General features: G+C 68.0%; 17 protein-coding genes. 15 read left to right on the forward strand and 2 right to left on the reverse strand.

Features of this window, described 5'->3' with window-relative positions; translation table 11 throughout:
* Positions 1–15: 15 nt before the first annotated feature.
* Positions 16–720, reverse strand: coding sequence for an SdpI family protein (locus AB0J58_RS05320; RefSeq protein WP_364210534.1), 705 nt, complete (start codon positions 718–720; stop codon positions 16–18).
* 11 nt (positions 721–731) lie between these two features.
* Complete coding sequence (locus AB0J58_RS05325; RefSeq protein WP_355549267.1) at positions 732–1,049, reverse strand: autorepressor SdpR family transcription factor; 318 nt, start codon at positions 1,047–1,049, stop codon at positions 732–734.
* Positions 1,050–1,759: 710 nt separating this feature from the next.
* On the opposite strand from AB0J58_RS05325, the gene AB0J58_RS05330 reads away from it, so the two are divergent.
* From AB0J58_RS05330 to AB0J58_RS05400, 15 genes are all read left to right on the forward strand, one after another.
* Positions 1,760–2,311 (forward strand): hypothetical protein, encoded by a 552-nt coding sequence (locus AB0J58_RS05330; protein WP_364210537.1) that lies wholly within the window; start codon positions 1,760–1,762, stop codon positions 2,309–2,311.
* Between the two features lie 538 nt (positions 2,312–2,849).
* Positions 2,850–4,259 carry an ABC transporter substrate-binding protein gene (locus AB0J58_RS05335; protein WP_364210540.1) on the forward strand — a complete coding sequence of 470 codons (1,410 nt, stop codon included), beginning with the start codon at positions 2,850–2,852 and terminating at the stop codon, positions 4,257–4,259.
* Between the two features lie 483 nt (positions 4,260–4,742).
* Positions 4,743–5,591: an ATP-binding cassette domain-containing protein gene (locus AB0J58_RS05340; RefSeq protein WP_364210543.1), complete on the forward strand. Its 849-nt coding sequence runs from the start codon at positions 4,743–4,745 to the stop codon at positions 5,589–5,591.
* 9 nt (positions 5,592–5,600) lie between these two features.
* Positions 5,601–6,524, forward strand: coding sequence for an ABC transporter permease (locus tag AB0J58_RS05345; protein ID WP_343963796.1), 924 nt, complete (start codon positions 5,601–5,603; stop codon positions 6,522–6,524).
* A complete protein-coding gene (locus AB0J58_RS05350) occupies positions 6,521–7,414 on the forward strand; it encodes an ABC transporter permease (protein ID WP_343963798.1) in 894 nt (297 codons plus the stop codon). The genes AB0J58_RS05345 and AB0J58_RS05350 overlap by 4 nt, the downstream gene beginning before the upstream one ends.
* A gap of 1 nt (position 7,415) precedes the next feature.
* Positions 7,416–8,420, forward strand: a complete 1,005-nt coding sequence (locus tag AB0J58_RS05355) for an ABC transporter ATP-binding protein (RefSeq protein ID WP_364210546.1) — start codon at positions 7,416–7,418, stop codon at positions 8,418–8,420.
* Positions 8,417–9,193 carry an enoyl-CoA hydratase/isomerase family protein gene (locus AB0J58_RS05360; RefSeq protein ID WP_364210549.1) on the forward strand — a complete coding sequence of 259 codons (777 nt, stop codon included), beginning with the start codon at positions 8,417–8,419 and terminating at the stop codon, positions 9,191–9,193. The genes AB0J58_RS05355 and AB0J58_RS05360 overlap by 4 nt, the downstream gene beginning before the upstream one ends.
* A 25-nt stretch (positions 9,194–9,218) precedes the next feature.
* Entirely contained in the window at positions 9,219–10,274 is a 1,056-nt protein-coding gene (locus AB0J58_RS05365; RefSeq protein ID WP_364210552.1) for an LLM class flavin-dependent oxidoreductase, read from the forward strand.
* Between the two features lie 8 nt (positions 10,275–10,282).
* Positions 10,283–11,821: a long-chain fatty acid--CoA ligase gene (locus AB0J58_RS05370; RefSeq protein ID WP_364210555.1), complete on the forward strand. Its 1,539-nt coding sequence runs from the start codon at positions 10,283–10,285 to the stop codon at positions 11,819–11,821.
* Positions 11,822–11,905: 84 nt separating this feature from the next.
* The gene (locus tag AB0J58_RS05375; protein ID WP_364210558.1) at positions 11,906–12,547 is read left to right on the forward strand and encodes a TetR/AcrR family transcriptional regulator; all 642 of its coding nucleotides are present in this window, start codon (positions 11,906–11,908) and stop codon (positions 12,545–12,547) included.
* 300 nt (positions 12,548–12,847) lie between these two features.
* On the forward strand, positions 12,848–13,894 hold the full coding sequence (locus AB0J58_RS05380) for an LLM class flavin-dependent oxidoreductase (protein ID WP_364210561.1): 1,047 nt from the start codon (positions 12,848–12,850) through the stop codon (positions 13,892–13,894).
* Positions 13,895–13,939: 45 nt separating this feature from the next.
* Positions 13,940–14,902 carry an enoyl-CoA hydratase-related protein gene (locus AB0J58_RS05385; protein WP_343963812.1) on the forward strand — a complete coding sequence of 321 codons (963 nt, stop codon included), beginning with the start codon at positions 13,940–13,942 and terminating at the stop codon, positions 14,900–14,902.
* Positions 14,903–14,928: 26 nt separating this feature from the next.
* The gene (locus AB0J58_RS05390; RefSeq protein WP_343963814.1) at positions 14,929–15,459 is read left to right on the forward strand and encodes a VOC family protein; all 531 of its coding nucleotides are present in this window, start codon (positions 14,929–14,931) and stop codon (positions 15,457–15,459) included.
* A complete protein-coding gene (locus tag AB0J58_RS05395; protein ID WP_364210564.1) occupies positions 15,459–16,457 on the forward strand; it encodes an LLM class flavin-dependent oxidoreductase in 999 nt (332 codons plus the stop codon). The genes AB0J58_RS05390 and AB0J58_RS05395 overlap by 1 nt, the downstream gene beginning before the upstream one ends.
* A 219-nt stretch (positions 16,458–16,676) precedes the next feature.
* Positions 16,677–18,902, forward strand: coding sequence for an acetate--CoA ligase family protein (locus AB0J58_RS05400; protein ID WP_364210567.1), 2,226 nt, complete (start codon positions 16,677–16,679; stop codon positions 18,900–18,902).
* Positions 18,903–19,009 lie beyond the last annotated feature (107 nt).

Raw genomic sequence — 19,009 nt, forward strand, 5'->3', positions numbered from 1 at the left:
CGGCCCCTGCCGTCCCTACCTTCCGGTGTCCGCCGATCCGCCCTGCTCGGCACGCCAGACCCACCACGAGTAGGTCAGCGGGACCAGGCTCGCGACGGCCGCCCCGACGAGCACGACCGGGAACAGTGCGGGGAGCGGGAGCAGGAACGCGATGACGAGCAGGACCACGCCGAGACCGGCGAAAAGCCGGCCTGCCAGCCGGTGGGTGAGTCGCCAGGAGCGCTCGCTCTGCATCGTCCAGGGAGTGCGCACTCCCACGGCCCAGTTGCTGCGGGTCTTGGGCAGGTAGTTGCCCAGCACCAGGAAGAGCGCCCCCACCCCGGCGGTGATGATCCGGACGACGGGGATCTCGCCGCCCGTGGCGTTGACGACGCTGACCAGGTGGATGCCGGCCAGCAGGGCGAGTGCGCCGAGCCAGGAAGCGGTGTAGGTGTGGGCCGAACTCGCCAGGTGCCGCCGGCGGGGGAGCAGACGCGGCAGCACGACGAACAGCACGCAGAGCCCAAGCATGATCAGCGGAAGTGTGGCCAGGACCTCGGTCTTGCCGCCGAACCGGTCGGCCTCTCCTGAAGGACCCCAGTGCACCGGCAGCAGGGCGTCGTCGGGAATCTGTGTCCAACCCCAGATCGAGACGCCCGCCGAGACGAGCAGTGCGACGGCGCTGCCGATCAGCCCGGGACGCGGGTTTACGGTCCTGCCGTCGGCGATGTTCTCGGTCATCGATGTCCCTCTCATTCGTGGTCGTGGCGGGGGGGCGATGAGGGCTGGACGGGATCGGGTGGCCTGGCGTCTCCGATCTTGAACAGATCGAGCAGCGCGCCCAGGGACTCCTCCAGCAGGGACACGTGCAGGTGGTAGATGATCGAGGTTCCTCTGCGCTCGCCGTAGACCAGACCGGCCTCGCGGAGCAGGCGGAGGTGGCCGGACAGGGTGGGTTTGGAAATGTCGAAATGGTCGGCGATCTCGCCCGCCGACCGGTCGCACTGCCGGAGCAGCGCGAGAATCTGGCGGCGAGTCGGATGCGCGAGTGCCTCGTAGACCCGATTCACAGATTGTTCCCTTGTTAGCTAACAACCGAAATATATCCTACGTGGGGAAAGTCGGCGCGTCTCCGTGCTACGTCCGCGCTCGGGGGCCGGGGGAGAGTCATGGTTTGGGGTGGTATGCGAGGATTCCCCGGCGAGGGCCTCTGCGACGCCTTCCGGCGAGGCGCGGTCACGGCCGATTTGTTTGATCCGCGAAATGCCGTGGCGACCTGGCGGGATATCCGGATTCAGGCACTGAGTGGCTGTTTTGTCGGCATGGGCGGGATAGAAGCGGGCAGTCTTCCCCGCGTCCATCGACGGAGGATCACGACCGGGCAGTGGTCCTCGGTCTCGGCGGCAGGCGGAAGCACCCCTTGGACGCCGCCGCTGGTTCCAGATCAAGCCAGATGGAGGACAAGGTGACGCTAACAAACCCTGAAAGGCCCAACGAAGCCCTGTCGAGCGGAGCGGGCGGACCACAACGGCGCATTTCGCGTCCGCTGGTCTTCGCCACCGCCGTCGTGCTGGCGGCCTCGGGCGGCGTCGGCGTGTCCGCGGCGTCGGCGGCAGCACCAGCGCCCGTCCCGACGGAATCCCCGACGGAATCCCCGACGGTGTCCCCGACAGTGCTCCCGACGGCGTCCCCGACGGTGTCCCCTACCGCGTCCCCGACGGGCTCACCGACAGGGGCGGAGACGCCGACTCCCACGCCCACCGCCACCACGGTGCCGCAGGTGCCCCTGATCGCATTCCCCGGCGCGCTGCACGGCGAGTTCGTCCTGCCCGCGGAGGACGGCTGCGGCTTCACGGTGTTCGCCCAGACCGGGGAGGCGATCGCCCTGGCGGAGAACTCGATCACGGTGAGGAGCCAGGACGGCTTCGAGAGGGCGTACGCGATCAACGACTCCACCCGGACCCTCGCGGGCCGGCGGGGCAATGTGGTCAGGCAGGGCGACTGGGTGTCGGTGACCGCCACGACCCAGGGCGAGACGGCGACCGCCGCCTACGTCTTCGACCTGTCGCGGCCCAGTAAGAGGTTCTGGCGCGGTGACAGCTGGTGGCTCCCCCGGCAGTGGCGGCCGGACGGCAGGTGGCGCACCCCCAACCCCACCCCCTGCCCCACCCCGCCCGTCGAGACCCCGACCGCTCCGCCACTCCCGACGCCCACGGACGCCCCGACGGTACCGACGGACGCTCCGACGACGCCTACGGAGACCCCGGCCGTGCCCACGGCGGAGCCGACTCCCACGGTGACGGACACCCCGCCCCCGACCCCCACCCCCTGAGTGTCCGCCGTCGAACTCGCCAGATGAGATCCGGCCCACCGGGCCCGTGGTGTCAGGCGCGCTCAGCCGATGCGGCTGAGCGCGCTCGACCGGACCGGACGCCCGCACCTTCGGCCGGAGGTCTCCGGCGATTCTCCGGTGACGGCCAGGTCGCGGCGGCTTTACGCCCCGGGCCGTACACCGGCTCATTCTTCCAGCGACGTTAACGGTGGGTAACGATCCCTTGTCGTTGACATGATCTAGATCACGCGGCTACGGTTACATCCCGACCGGTTGGAACTGAAGTCGCGTAGTGGAGAACGCTCCGCGACCCAACGTCTCCGCGGATCACGCGGCAGACGCACACGTCCTTCTCTCCCCCAGCGAGTCGTTCTTCAGGAGCGCCATGCGATCTCTTCGGCGTTGTACACGGCAGGTACGTCTACTGTCAGTCCTGTCCATGGCGGTCATCACGTTGACCGCGTGTTCGAGTTCAGCGGGGACCAGTTCCGGTCAGGCGGCCGGCGGTTCCGCCTCCGGCGCGCATCCGCTGAGAGTGGTGCTCCCGGCGGAGCCGGCCACCTTCAACCCGGCGCTCGCGCTCTACAGCACCCTGCGCATCGTGGGTCCGGTATTCGACCCGTTGGTCGGTTTCGACAAGGAGACGCTGGAGCCGAACGACTCCGGCCTGCTCACCTCCTGGGAACGGGTCTCGCCGACCGAGTGGCGATTCAAGGTCCGGGAGGGGGTGAAGTTCCACAATGGCGAGGAGTGGAACGCTACAGCGGCCGCTTTCACCATCGAGAAGTATCGGGACGAGCCGAAAAGCGGTTTCGCCCCGTACTACGTGCGAGTCACGGACGTGAAGGCCGAGTCGGACGGCTCCCTGCTGGTGACGACGAACGTTCCCTACATCGCGATGCCGAAGGTGCTGACCACCGCGATGGGCCTGCCGCCGAAGTACTACGCGGAGGTGACCGGGGACAATTTCGGGAACAAGCCGGTCGGCACCGGCCCCTTCGAGTTCGATTCGCTCCAGGCCGGCCAGAAGTTCTCGGTCAAGGCGTTCAAGGGTTACTGGCAGGGGGCGCCCAAGCTGGAGGGGATCACCTACTCGTGGGCCGCGGACGCGTCCACCCGTGCCGCACTGCTGCAGAGCGGCGGCGCCGACCTGGTCTCCGATCTCCCGAACGAGCTCATCGAGGAGGTCGACAGCGCGCCCGGCACCAATGTCCTCTCCGCGCCGTCCCTCTACAAGATGGCGCTCAGCATGAACTCGAATGACGGCACGCTGAAGGATCCGAACCTTCGGAAGGCGGTGCAGGCGGCGATCGACTACGACGCCATCGTCAAGACGCTCTTCGGAGACGTCGGGGCACGGAAGTCGCCCTACTTCATCGGCGACCTGCTTCCGGAGAAGCCGGAGATCGGCTACCAGAAGTACGACCAGGCCAGGGCGAAGGAACTGGTCAGCGCCAGTGGCGGGACGCCCAAGCTCCGGTACCTGTACACGACGGGTTTCTACCCGAAGGACAAGCAGGTCGGCGAGGCGGTCTCGGCGATGCTGGAGGCGGTGGGCTTCCAGGTCGAGCAGGTCCCGATGGAGAACGCCGCGCTCCGCAAGGAGCGCAACACCGGGAACTACTCGATGTACATGGTGCAGAACTTCCCGGTCTTCGCTCACCCGGACTCGTTCATCGCCTTCTTCACCGGGAAGAACGCGGCGGTGAAGTACTGCACCGACCCGGGGGGCTACGACGCTCTCACCGCGGAGGCGCTCTCGGCGAAGGAGCAGGAGGCGAGTGACCAGGTCTACGACCGGGTCGAGAAGAAGGTGCTGGACGAGGACGCCTGCAACGCGGTGCTCTACGACCAGGTGATCTCCTACGGCATGACCGACAAGGTCAAGGGGTTCAAGTCCGCTCTCGACGCGGTCCCCTCGATGTACGACGTCACGCTTGACAGCTGATTCGGGGCGCCGGGGGTTCTCCGCCGAAACGGTGGAGGACCCTCGGCGCGTAGCGGCGACCGGCCGGAACCTCTCGCCATGAATCTCCACACTTCTGGCAAGCCGTCGAGGGTGGATCCGGCCACCGCGCCCAACCGGGAGGTGACCGCTGAAAGAGATCGGCGAACTCCCGTCCCGGTGTCCGGCCGCGGACGATTCACTGTACGAATTCGTCCCACGATCGACTGATAGATAAGTGATTGATGGGACATATGCCTTCTTGTATAAGAAATGTCTTGACCGTCCAGATCGACTTCACTACGGTGAACATACCGACCGGCCGTTATCCATACCGTGAGTTTGAGATCACCGACCTGAGCCGGAGTGGCGATTCCATGTCCGTCGGGAGGCCGTCGGAAGTCGGTGCCCGCGCTCACCGTCGGGTTCTCACCTCTTCGGAGAACCGTTTTCTGTCACAGGCGCTGTCCGTCAAGGGAGGTCCGGATGACTGAGGAACGACGCGTACTCGACGTCGACCGCCTGTCCGTCGTGCACCGCGCTCGGGGCCGCAGAGGCCATCCCGTCGTCGCGGTCGACGACGTCTCACTCGGCGTCGGCGCCGGCGAGATCGTCGGAGTCGTCGGTGAGTCGGGATCGGGAAAGACCTCGCTGGCGATGGCCGTCGCCGGTCTGGGGAAGATCTCCACCGGTAAGGTCACGGTCTCCGGCACCGAGGTCGGCAAGCGGTTCTCGCGGAGCGCCAGGGCTGAGATCCAGGTGATCCTGCAGGATCCCCACGGCTCTCTCGACCCCCGCCAGAGCGTGCGTCGTGGGCTGCGGGAGCTACGCGGCATCCATTCCGAGCGGACCGCCTGGGTGACGGACGAGGAACTGCTCGCCAAGGTCGGGTTGACCGCCGACCTGCTCGACAGGCTGCCCCATCAGATGAGCGGTGGCCAGGCGCAGCGAGTCTCGATCGCCCGCGCCCTGCTGCTCCGCCCGAGCCTGCTGCTCGCCGACGAACCGACGTCGGCTCTCGACGTGTCGGTCCAGGCGCAGATCCTCCGGCTGCTCCTGGAACTGCGCCGCACCGAGGGACTGGCGATCCTGTTCATCAGTCACGATCTCGCCGTGGTGCGCGCCGTCTGCGACCAGGTGCACGTGATGCTGCGCGGCCAGGTCGTCGAGCACGGAGTCACCGCGGAGGTCTTCGACCGTCCCGCGCACGAGTACACCCGCAGGCTACTGGCGGCGATTCCCGGCAGGCAGACGGCGAGCCCGGCGGAGCAGGCCCATGTGTCAGACGACTCGATCCCCGGTGACGGTCATCGATCTCCCACCCCCGTCCTTTGAGAGGCCGACGTGATTAGGTTCCTCGCGGGCAAGGCGGTGCAGGGTATCGCCACCCTGATCATCGCGGTGTCCGTCGCCTTCTTCCTCGCCCGTGGTACCGGCAACCCGGTGAGGGAGATGCTCGGTGATCTCGCCAGCGCCGAGCAGGTCGCCCAGCTCAACGCCCAGCTTGGTCTCGACCGGCCGCTCTCCGTCCAGTACCTCCACTTTCTGGGGGACCTAGTGACCGGGAACCTGGGCGACTCGCTCCGATACGGATCCAGCAACCTGGAGCTCATCCAGAGCCGGCTGCCGGCGTCGATCCAGCTGGCGGCGGCCGCGATGTTCATCGCCGTGCTCTTCGGCGTGCCCCTGGGCATCTGGGCCGCGCTGCGGGAGGGCCGGCTGGCGGACCGGCTGGCCTCGGCCGTGGCGCTGGCAGGCCAGTCGATCCCGCTGTTCTGGCTCGGCCTGATGCTGATCCTGCTGTTCGCGGTGGGCCTCGGCTGGCTGCCCGCCGGGCAGTCCACCGGGTTCAGCTCGCTGATCCTGCCCGCCGTGACACTGTCCACGTTACCGATGGCACAGATCGCGCGTCTCACCAGATCGAGCATGTCCGAGGTACTGGGCGAGGCGTTTCTCTCCGCGGCCCAGGCCCGTGGCATCCCCCGCTGGCGGATCGTGCTGATCCACGCCCTCCAGAACGCCTCGCTCCCGGTGATCACGATCATCGCCCTTCAGGCGGGAACCCTGCTCTCCGGGGCGATCACGGTCGAGTTCGTCTTCGCCTGGCCCGGACTCGGCACCCTTGCCACCCAGGCGGTTCAGACGAGGGACTTCTCCCTGATCCAGGCGATCGTGGTCTTTGGAGCCGCGGTGTTCGTGGTCGTGAACCTGATCGTCGACCTCCTCTACGGCGTCCTGGACCCGCGAATTCGGGACGGTGTCGCATGACCACGATCAACACGATCCAGAAGTCCCCGCGGCCGGTGCGGAAGCCCCCGGCGGTGCGGGCCCGCGGTACCGGCTCGGTGCTGGCCTTCGGGCTGCCGTTGGCGGTGATCGGTCTCATCTGCCTCGCCGCACCGCTGCTGCCGCTGCCGGACCCGGCACTGCAGACGCTCGGAGACGCGCTCCAGCCACCGGTCTGGATGGACGGCGGCAACTGGTCGCACCCGCTGGGCACCGATCACCTAGGGCGTGACGTCCTGTCCCGGATCGTCCATGGCGGCCAGCTCACCTTCGTCATCGCGATCGTCGGCATGCTGGCCGGGGCCATCCCCGGCACGCTGGCCGGACTGGTGAGCGGGTTCTACCGGGGAGCGGCCGACGCGGTGATCTCCCGGTTCGTCGAGGCGCAGCTCGCCCTGCCGTTCATCCTGCTGGCCATCGCGATCATCGCCAGCCGCGGACGTTCTCTCGCCGTGCTGATCCTCGTACTGGCTCTGATCGGCTGGGCGCAGTACGCCCGGGTGGTCCGCGCCGAGACGCTGTCGCTACGGGAGCGTCCGTTCGTACTCGGCCTGCGCTGCGCCGGTGTGCCGACCCTGCGGATCCTGCTCAGGCACATGCTGCCCAATCTCGCCGGCACCGTTCTCGTCCTCACCACCCTGCAGATAGGAACGGTGATCCTGGCGGAGAGCGCGCTCAGCTTCCTGGGACTCGGTGTGGTGTCACCGCAGATCAGCTGGGGTGCGATGCTCGCGGACGGGCGTGACCAGCTCTCGCACGCCTGGTGGGTCGCGGCCTTCCCCGGCCTGGCGATCACGATCGTCGTACTGCTGGTGAACCTGCTCGGTGACGCCATGCGCTCCTGGCTCGACCCGAAGAAGCGGAGGTACTGACATGGGTACGGTGCTCGAACTCCGTAATCTCACCATTGAGGCGGCGACCGCCCGGGGCACGCAGGTGCTGGTGGACGCCGTGGACCTGACCCTCGAAGGAGGAGAGATCCTCGGTCTCATCGGGGAGTCGGGCAGCGGCAAGACCACCACGGTGCGGAGCGTCCTGGGCTTGCTGGACCGCAATGTCTCGGTGGCCTCAGGCGAGGTCGTCGTGCTGGGCGAGCAGGTCCAGGCGCCGGGAAGGCAGAACGTCGACAGGGTCCGCGGACGTCATGTCGGAATGGTCTTCCAGGGGGCGTCGTCCTCGCTCAACCCCCTGATGAGGGTACGGCGCCAGCTCCGTGAGGTGGTCCGCACCCACCTGCCGAAGCTCTCCGCCGAGGAGCGGGACGCGCGGATCGCTCATGTGATCAGCCGGATGGGCTTCACCGAGGTGGATCGGGTGCTCGACTCCTTCCCCCATCAGCTCTCCGGGGGAATGCGCCAGCGGATCGCCATCGCACTCGCGGTGGTCACCGAGCCGGAGGTGCTGATCACCGACGAGTGCACCTCGGCGCTGGATGTGACCACCCAGGCGGAGGTCGTCGACCTGCTCGGCTCGCTGACGGCCGGGTCCGGGATGGGCACGGTGTTCGTGACCCACGACCTCATGCTGGCGAGCGAGATCTGCGACCGGATAGCGGTGATGTACGCCGGTCAGATCGTGGAGATGGGCACGGCGAAGGACGTCGTCCACCGTCCCCGGCACCCCTACACCCGGGCCCTGCTGGCGGCCATCCCGAGCTGGGACGGCGGCGAGATCAAGGCGATCGACGGGGCCGCTCCCAGGATCACCGAGGACTGGACGGGATGCCGATTCGCCCCGCGCTGCCCCCGCGCCGAGCAGATCTGCACGACCGGCCAGGTCCCGTGGGTCGAGGTCCCGGGGGGTGACCACGCGCGATGTCACTTCGCGCTGGAGAACGACCGGGGCGAGGCGTTCCTGCCCGCCTCGTCCCAGGCATGAACGCCTCGACCGCGCCCGAGGACCGGCCCGAGAGCCGGCCCGAGGGCCGGTTCGTCGTGTCGGTGGTCGACGGCCCGGTGGCGACGGTGACCTGGTCCCGGCCCGAGCGGCGCAACGCCATCGGACAGGAGGTCTGTGACGAACTGGTCGCCGCCCTCGAATGGCTGGCGCCCCGGCCGGAGATCGGTGTCGTGGTACTCCGGGCCGCCGGCCGGCCGTTCTGCGCCGGATGGGACGTCACCGACTTCGAGCGGCTGGCCGGTGCCGCCCCCGAGGCGCTGGCGTCGTTCTTCCGGCATGGCCGACGGCTGCTCGCGGCGATCAGCGCGCTGCCGCAGGTGACCGTGGCCGCTCCGGCGGGCCTGGTGCTCGGATTCGGCTGCGCCCTGCTGACCCGCTGCGACCTGGTGATAGCGGCGGACGACAGCCGTTTCGGGCTCCCCGAGATCAGACTCGGCATGCCCCCCGCCACCGTGCTCCCGGAACTGCTCTCCGTCATGACGCGCCGCGCGGCGCTGGAGTGGGCGGTGACCGGGGAGCGGTTCGGCGCGCGCCGGGCGATGGCGGACGGGCTGGTGACCTCGGTCGTCCCGGCCTCGGACCACGACGAGGAGACGGTGCGGGTCGCCGGCCTGCTCTCCGGTCATCCGGACGGGGCGGTGCGGGCCACCAAGGAACTCGTGGGGCGCCTCGCCGCGGCCGACGAGGGGGAGCGGGTGGCGCTCGGGGTCGAATCGGCCCTGCGCCGCTTCGCCGGCCAGGCGCCCGCATGACACAGGCAGACGAGGAGGAACGACGATGACCGAGACGAGACCCACCCGTCGCATCCGGGTCGGGATGTCACTCTCCGCGCACTACACGCCCGAGGCATCGGTCCGCGAGGGGCTGCGCGACACGATGGAGCAGGTGGCGCTGGCCGAGGAGATGGGCCTCGACACCATCCTGCTCGGGCACCATTACCTGACCCGCTCGCAGTTCCTGCAACCACTGTCGACGGTGGCCTACCTGGCCGCGCGCACCGAGCGGATCCGGCTGGGATTCGGCGTCTACCTGCTGCCGCTGCACAACCCGCTGGCGCTCGCCGAGGAGTTCGCGACCATCGACCAGCTCTCCGGAGGGCGCCTGATCCTCGGACTCGGCGCGGGCTACCGCAGCGTGGAGTTCCGCGCGTTCGGGATCCCCATGGAGGAGCGGTTCAAACGGATGGAGGAGTACGTCGAGGTCCTCCGAGCCCTGTGGTCGGGGGAGCCGGTCACCAGGTCGGGCTCCTTCGGCGAACTGGACGGCGCGCGGGTGCTGCTGAAGCCGGTCGCCCCCTCGGGGCCGCCGCTCTGGCTGGGGGCCTTCGGCCCGGTGGGCATGCGCCGGGTGGCCAGACTCGACGCGGCCTGGGCCGTCGCCCCCAACGGAACGGTCGAGGAGGTGGCCGAGCGGATGGCGATGTTCCGGGAGGCCCTGGTCCGGCACGGGCGCTCCCTGGACCGTGACTACCCGCTGCTGCGAGAGGGGTGTGTCGCCCCGACCCGACAGGCCGCCGTCGAGGCCGCCGGTGTCTTCCTCGCGGAGCAGTACGAGAACTACCGCGGCTGGAAGCACGGTGCCTCGCTGGATGACCTGATCAGCGGTCATGCCGTGATCGGTTCACCCGAGGACGTCATCGAGAGGCTGAGCCGCTACGCGGAGATCGGCTACACCGACGTGGTGCTCCGGCTGCAGTGGACCGGGATGCCCCAGGCCGACGTGCTGCGCTCGATCCGACTGCTCGGCGAGGAGGTCATCCCCGCGCTGGCGGAGGTGCCGGTCGGAGAAACCTCCGAAGTCCCCCGGAAATCGATAGGAGAGGTCCGAATTTAATGACCGCGATGAACTTTGGGCGACTGGTCGATCTTCAGAGGGTGCGCAGGGAGACGGAGCCCGCGCTCATCACCGACGAGGACGTCTGGACGTACGGGCGTCTCGCCGATTCGGTCCACGCCACCGCCGCGTTCCTCGCCGAACGCGGTGTCGGGAAGGGCGACCGGGTCGCCGTGCTCGGCATGAACTCGCCGGAGTACGTCTGCGCGGTGCTGGCCGTCTACCGGCTCGGGGCCATCGCGGTACCGCTGAACTACCGGCTCCAGCGGGTGGAACTCGAGTTCCTGGTCCGCGACTCGGGAGCGGTCGCGGTGATCTGCGAGAGCGAGTTCGCGGAGGTCATGCACGAGATCTGCGAGGACCTGCGCCTGCGGGCACTGGTGCAACTCGACGGTGACGGCTGCGGCTCTCCCGGATGGTCGCTCCTCTCCCGGGTGCTGACGGACTACTCGGGCCGGGAGGTCCCGCCGGCGGAGGTCGTCTTCGACGATCCGCAACGGATCATGTACACCTCGGGGACCACCAGCAGGCCGAAGGGTGTGATCATCACGCACGGCATGGCCGCGCTGAACGTCCTCGCCCAGACGAGCGAGCTCGGCCTCTCCTCGGCGGACCGGCTTCTCGTCTCGTCCCCGCTGTACCACGTCGCGGCCTGGGACTCACCAGGCGTCGGGGCGCTCTTCAACGGCGGGGCGCTGGTGATAATGCGAAAGTTCGACGCGCCGCTGGCACTCAGGCTGATCGAGGAGCACCAGGTCACCGGTGGTATCTTCGTGCAGGCGATTCTGCACAGCCTGCGGTCGGCCTCGGACGGCTCCCGGGACCTCTCCTCGCTCAAGTGGATCATCTTCGGCGCGGCCGCCGGAGAGCTGTACCGCGAGGTCCGGGAGATGTTGCCGACGACCCGCCTGGTCCAGGCCTACGGCATGACGGAGGCGTGCAGCGCCATCGCCTACATGGACGCCGCACACGTCGTGTCGAAGCGTGGTTCCGTCGGCACGGCCGTGCCCTTCGTGGAGTATCGGGTGGTCGATGAGGACGAGAACGACGCCGGGCCGGGTGTCCAGGGTGAGGTGGTGCTCCGCGGGCCGAAGGTGACGCCCGGCTACTGGGGTGACGAGGAATTGACCGCGCAGGCGTGGCGGGGTGGCTGGTTCCACACGGGTGATGTCGGGATGGTGGACGAGGATGGTTTCCTGCACATCACGGATCGGCTCAAGGACATGATCCGCTCCGGAGGGGAGAACGTCGCGAGCCAGGAGATCGAGCGGGTGATCTACACTCATCCTCTTGTGTCCGAGACGGCGGTGATCGGTGTGCCGGATCCGCGCTGGCAGGAGGTGCCGAAGGCGTACGTCGTGCTGAAGGCCGGCGCGATGCTGGCGGAGGACGATCTGATCGGCTACTGCCGTGAACGTCTCGCGTCCTTCAAAACGCCGAAATCCGTGGCTTTCGTGGACAGGCTTCCTCGCAATCCCTCGGGAAAGGTGCTCAAGCGGGTGCTACGGGAATCCTCGGAGAAAACCGATTCGATGCTCCTCTCCTGACCTCGCGCACCGTGACGGCGAACGCCCTACCCTGTGTGGCAGATAACCACCGGAAAACCGTTCTAGGTAAGGGGGATGAGAACCATGGCACGTACCGCATCACGAGGTGGCCCCCGGGGCACCTATTCTCCCGCGGAGACGCGGCGGGCGCTGCTGGCGAGTGCGCTGAAGCTGTTCGAGGTCGGCGGTTACCACGCGACGTCCGTCGAGGACATCGTGAAGGAGGCCAACCTGACCAAGGGAGCCTTGTATCATCACTTCTCCGGTAAGGAGGAGATCCTTCAGCAGATACAGGAGGAATACATCGATGACCGGCTCCGGAACTGCCGTCGCATTCTAGAGTCGTTCGAGGCCCCGGCTGAACGGTTGCGGCAGCTCATCCTTGAGTCATTGGTCGCCATCGACCAGTTCCGGGCCCATGTCACCGTGTTTACTCAGGAGCGTCGCTTCCTTACCGAGGAGCGCTTCGCCGCGATTAAGAAAAAGCGCGACGAGCTCGATGCGATGTACGAGTCGGTGATCCGCCAAGGTATCGAGGAAGGGGTCTTCAATCCGGCCCTGCAACCGCGTATCGCCAGCTTCGGAGTCCTTGGCATGCTGACCTCGGCGTACAACTGGTACCGCCCGGACGGTCTGCTGGCCGTCTCCGAAGTGGCCGACCAGCTCTCCGAGCTGGTTCTGGAGGGGCTGACCTCGCCGGCGAGCGGGACTTCTTCCAGGCAATAACGTCCCGACCGGTCGGTGTGAGAAAACGGGCACCTCGCGTGCCCGGTTGCTCACCGGGCCGGGGGATGTCCGTCGGGGGCGGAGGGCCCGGAGGCGCGCTCGGCTGACCGCGCCTCTGAGGACGCCCCGTGGTACTGCTGACCTCGGCGTTGACGCCGTTCGGCGAGGCCGTGGACGACCCGCGAACGCCGGCGCCGTCCGCCGGGGAAGCGCCGGGAGCCTGAACATCCGGACCTTGACGATCTCGATTCGATACCCGTACCATACCTACTGGTCGGAATGTAACGAGGGGGTTGAAGCATGAAATTCGGTGTGATGAATCTGTTTCCGGCCGAGGGTGACGGAGACGACGCGCAGGTGCTGCGCGACACCATCGAAGAGATCCAGATCGCCGACGAGCTGGGATTCGACTCGTGCTGGCTGGCGGAGCACCATTTCTCGCGCTACGGGATCCTCGGTAATCCGCTGATGCTGGGCACGGCGATCGCCGAACGGACGCGCAACATCACCATCGGCACCGCAGTGGTCGTCGTCCCACTGCACGATCCGCTGCGCATCGCCGAGGACGCCGCGCTGCTCGACATCCTGTCCGGCGGCCGCCTCGTGCTCGGCATCGGACGCGGCTACCAGCCGAACGAGTTCCGGGGTTTCGGCAAGGACCGCAACGCCAACAAGGAGCTGTACGCGGAGATCGTCGACATCCTGAAGCTGGCCTGGACCCAGGAGAACTGGTCGTACGAGGGCAAGCACTTCCAGTACGGCGACATGAACATCTTTCCGAAGCCGGTGACTCCGGGAGGGCCGCCGATCCTGCACGGTACGTCGTCACCGGAGACCTTCCGGCAGCGCGGGCTCGCCGGCGACCACATCATCGTGTCGTCCAGCTTCACGCCCATGCAGCGGATCAAGGACAACTACGACTCCTACCGCGAGGCGCTCGTCGAAGGCGGGCACGAGAGCAGCGGTTTCGACCTCCCCTTCATGCAGCAGGTGTGGGTCGGCGGGAGTGCGGACGGCCTGCAGGCGGCGGCAGGGGCCGCGCTGAACTACTACCGCAGCGTCGGCAAGGTGATTCCCGGCTCCGACGAGGCGATCGAGTCGGAGCGGGTGTACTACGACAAGGTCCAGCGGAACATCGGTCTGCTCACCGTGGAGAAGACCCTGACCCACGGCGGCACCTTCGGTTCGGTGGACCGGGTGGTCGACACCCTCGGCAGGATCCGGGACGAACTGGGTGTCACCCACTACATCGGCTGGTTCCACATTCCCTCACTTGACCGCAAGCGTGCCATCGAGTCGATGGAGACCTTCGCCGCGAAGGTGATTCCCCAGCTCACCTCGGTCTGACGCGAGCGCGACGGGCCGGCCCATTCCCAGCTCCTGGAGAGTTTGATGAAGAAGAGCGAGTACGAACTCCTGGCCTCCCAGTGGGACGCCGAAGGCATGGCGATCGACGAGAAGGCCATCGAGAACTCGGTGCTGTACGAGAAGGACCCGGAGAAGTCGGTCGCCTACATCATCTTCAATGTCCCGGAGAAGCTGAACGGCATCCCGGTGGCGGCTTTCGAGAGGGTCGGCGACCTGATCCGGGAGGCCGAGATGGACGATGACGTGAAGACGATCGTCTTCAAGGGCAACGGCGACTGCTTCGGCTCCGGTGCGGACGCCGCCGAACTGGGCTACTACATCGGCTACGGCAAGAACAAGAAGGGCGAGCGGGCGGGGCGTCCGGCGCAGCGCCAGCGCATTCTTCCGGATCGGAACCTCCTCTCCGAGAGTCTCGGAAACAGGGTGACGAACTGTCTGAAGGCGACGATCTGCCAGGTGCACGGTTACTGCTACGGCGGCCACATGAAGATCGCGCTGGGGGCCGACATGATCGTCGCCTCGCCGGACGCCCAGTTCACCCATCCGGCCTTCCGCTACCTCGGCTCCGCCCCGCAGGACATGTACCTGTGGATCGAGAACCTGGGGCTGAAGAAGATGAAGGAGATCATGCTGACGATGCGGCCCCTCAGCGCGGAGGAGGGGGAGCGCATCGGCTTCGTCAACCAGGTGGTGCCCAGAGAGGAACTGGACGCCGCCGTCGACGAGTACGTCACGGCCATCTCGTTCATGCCGCTGGACGGCCTGATGATCGGCAAGTCGATGATGCGCATCGCCATGGAGGCGCGCGGCAAGGGCGTCGGCGAGGTGGGCAACTGGATCGGGCACGCTTGGGCCACGAACCTTTCGCTGGCGGAGGGCGAGTACAACTTCGTCAAGGAGCGGCGGGACAAGGGCCTCGCCCAGGCGCTCAGGGACCGGGACGCCGCGGTCGCACCGAGGTTCCGGCTCGGAGGAAAGCTCGGCTGACGTTCACTATCGAGGGAGAGTTGCCGATGGTCGGCGAGATCCACCACGTCGCGATCAGCGTCCGTGATCTTGAGAAGTCCATCCCGTTCTATCGTGACGGGCTCGGGCTGCGGATGACCCTGGACATGCGGGTGGGCAACGAGACGATGCACGAGCGGCTGCGCACACCCCCCGGTGCCGGCGGCAGGGCGGTGTACTTCCAGGGGCCGACACGGATCGGGCAGCTGGAGCTGATCCAGTGGGACCTGCCGGTGCCGGCGGACTCCCGCCCCAAGCGACCGGGCGACCCGGGCGTCTTCTCACTGTCCTTCCAGGTTCCGGCCGACGAGATCCAGGACGTGTACGACCGGCTGGTCGGCATGGGGGTGGACTGCTACCACCCTCCGGCGACCAGCGTCCTGGACAACTACGGCCCGATCACGATGTTCATGTGCGAGGACCCGGATCAGATCCAGGTCGAGTTCGTCAGCCTGCCCACCCCGGAGCAGGTCCGTGCCTTCAGGGCCGCACGGCGAGCGGAAGCGGCGTCAGCAGACACGCCGGAACAGGAGCGATAATGAAGTTCGGCATCTTGGCGTCGCACCAGTACCTGCCGGAGGACGACCTTCGCCGGCGGCTCTACGAGCTGTGGGACCTGACCGAGCTGGCCGCCGAGCAGGGGTTCGACTCGATCTTCGCCATCAACCACTTTCTCGCGAACCTGCAGACACCGCAGACCATCTCGGTCGTCGCGAAACTGATCCAGCACTCCGGCAACATGACCGTCGGAACCAGCCTGGTGATCCTTCCCGCCTACCACGCCGTTCACATCGCGGAGGAGTTCGCGACCCTCGACCACATGGCCGACGGCAGGCTGGTCCTGGGGGTGGGGGCGGGCTATCGGAACAACGAGTTCGCCGCCATGAACATCGACAAGCCCAACCGGTTCCGGAAGATGCACGAGCAGATCCGGCTGATCCGCGCGCTGTGGACCGGCGAGAAGGTGGACTTCGACGGTGAGTTCTACAGCGTGCACGACACCATCTGTGTGAAGCCGTTGCAGCGGGGAGGTCCGCCGATCTGGATCGGGGCCGGAGGCCCGATCTCCGTGCGGAAGGCCGCCGAGCTGGGCGACGCCTGGATCATTCCGGGGAACTCGCCGAAGCCCGACTGGCACGTGCAGGCCATGGCCAACCACGACGACGCACTGGCCAAGGCCGGCAAGTCACGTGAAGGCCGCGAGTATCCGATAATCGTGAACGTGTTCTGTGCTCCCACCACACAGCTGGCCAGGGACACCGTGCGGCCGAACGTCGAGCGGGAGTACTTCAACTACGCCGAGTACCCGCAGCTCGCCTTCCAGAAGGACAGGTTCGAGTACATGTGGGAGAACCTGTTCATCGTGGGTGACCCCGACTTCGTGGCCCAGCGCATCTCGCGCCTGGAGGAGGCCGGGGTGAACCACATCATCGCCCGGCCGTACTGGCTCGGGACGTCGCACGAGCGAACCGTCGAGTCCATCAAGCTGTTCGCGAAAGAGGTCATGCCGCGGTTCGCCGGGCCGGCCGGCGTCTGACGGTGCCTCGCAGCACGGAGGCCGCGTTCGCCATGGCCGCCCACCCGGTCGGCGCGGCTCTCGTCGCCCTGGGTTTCCCGCCTGCGGAACGACGGGGCCGCGCGACCCGGTCGGCCCCGGCGAGCGGGGAACCTCTCCCGGACGCCCTCTCCGGCCGGAATAACATACCGACCGGACGGTACTAAAATGGGAAATCCACTGACTCGAAGGAGGAGCGGAATGAGTGCTGGCAGGGATGTGCCCGGCGGCCCCGAGTGGCCGAACGCGGCGCTGACGCGTGACCTCGGCGGTTTCTTCGCGCCGCGGCGGGTGGCGTTGATCGGTGCGAGCGAGTCCTCCGGCTGGACCCGGCTCGTTCTCGCGGGCACGGACCTCTCGGCGGGACTCGACGACGTCGTCCTGGTGAATCCGCGACGTGGCACGGTGCACGGGCGACGGGCCGTGCCGGGCCTGGACGCGCTGGACGCGCCGGTCGACCTCGCCTTCGTCATGGTCGGGCCGGACCACGTGGCGGACGTCGTCGAGCAGGCACTGGCGGCCGGTACCAGGGACTTCGTCGTGCTCTCGGCCGGTCTCGGCGAGGCGGGTCCCAGGGGCGAGGAACGACAGCGACGCCTGGTGGAGCTCTGTGCGGCCGGGGGCGCCCGGTTGCTCGGCCCGAACGTCAGCGGGTTCGTGAACGCCACGGACGGGGTGCGGCTGTTCGGCCTGCCGGTTCCGGACGGGCTGCCGGCCGGCCGGGTGGGCGTCGTCATGCAGTCCGGAGGGTTGGCCACCCACGTGCTCGGCCTGGCGCGGAGCTGGGGAACGGGCCTGAGCCTGCTCGTCACCACCGGGAACGAGGCGGTGATCACCGCCACCGACGCGATCGGCCACCTCGTCGACGACGAGGCCACGGATGTCATCGCGGTGTTCCTGGAGTCGGTGCGAGACCCCGCGGCGTTCAGGGCGACCGCGCTGCGGGCGGCGGAGCGGGGCAAGCCGATCGTCGCCCTGCACGTCGGCAGCTCGTCGCTGGGACGCGAGGCGGCCCTGTCGCACACCGGTGCCCTGGTGGGCGACCACGCCTCCACGGTGGCGGCCCTGGAGGACCTGGGTGTCGTCCCGGTGCGTTCGATAGAGGATCTGGTGGCGACGGCGGCGCTGCTCGGCCGCCATCCCCGGGGCCTGCGCGGACGCAGGCTCGCCGTCGTCGCCGCGTCGGGGGGAGCGTGCGAACTGATCGCCGACGCGGCCGAGCCGCTGGACTTCACGCTGCCTCCCTTCGCCGGTCCCCTGGCCAAGGCGCTGGTCGAGGAGATGCCCGCCTTCGCCGACGTCCAGAACCCCCTGGATGTGACGGGGTTCGTGGTCAAGGCGGCGGACCTTCCCTTCACCGCGACACGACTGGTTGCGGAGCACGGCTCCGACGACTACGACGTGACGATCCTGCAGTCCGTGGTGCTGCCGGCGGCGCCCGGACCGGACGAGGACGTGGTTCGGGCCCGGTTCGGGCGGCTCGCCCAGGCGATCAGGGACAGTCCGGTGCCGGTGGTGCTCCAGACCGGCGCGGTCTTCGCGTTGAGCCCGTTCGCGCTGGAGATCGTCCGTGAGAACGACCTGGTCATCCTGCCCGGGATCGCAGCGGGGATGAACGCGCTCGACGGGTCCGCCAGGTACGCGGAGCTGCTGCCGCGCGCGCTGCGGGACCGGAGCCCCGTCGTGCCGGTGACCGGCGGCACCGTGAACGGCACTGTGAACGGCACCGTGAGCGGTGCCGCCGCTTCCGAGCTGGAGAGACTCCTGGTCGAGTGCGGGGTGCCGGTACCTCCCAGCCGCCTGGCCCGTACGGCCGACGAGGCCGCGGAGGCGGCCGCCGAGCTGGGCTTCCCCGTGGTGCTCAAGGTGATCAGTGAGGACGTGCCCCACAAATCCGATGTGGGAGGTGTGGTGCTCGATCTCCGCGATCCCGACGCGGTGCGGAGCGCCTTCGAGAAGATGCTGGCCGAGGTGGCGAGCAGGCTGCCCGACGCGGTGCTGGACGGAGCGCTGGTCGCCCCGATGCGTCCGGCGGGTGTGGAACTGCTGGTCAGCGTGATCAACGATCCGAACTGGGGCCCGCTGCTGACCGTGGGGTCCGGAGGGGTGCTGACCGAGTTGCTGGAGGATGTCGTGGTCAGGCCGCTTCCGGTGCCTGAACGGGACATCCCGGGCCTGCTGTCGGAGCTGCGCGTCTCGCGGCTGCTCGGCGGTTTTCGCGGTTCGGCGCCCGCCGACCTGGCAAGGGTGGCGGCCGCCGTCCACGGGGTGCAGCGGCTCGCGACCACCCTCGGCCCCGAGCTGCGCGCCATCGAGGTGAACCCGCTGTGGGTTCACGGAGACCGGGTGGAGGCGCTGGACCTGCTGGTCGACTGGGCTCCCCGGCCGGAGGCGGAGAAGGTGGACAGCGAGTCCGGCACACAGTAATATTCCGACTAGTCGGTATTAAAAAGGAGTGGCGCCGGAAGCGGACCGTGGCTCATCCGAGGCGTCTGAGGGCCCATGGGCGGCGGATCCGCCGGCGGAACGGAATC

This window comes from Streptosporangium sp. NPDC049644 (assembly GCF_040675205.1).
GTDB lineage: Bacteria > Actinomycetota > Actinomycetes > Streptosporangiales > Streptosporangiaceae > Streptosporangium > Streptosporangium fukuiense.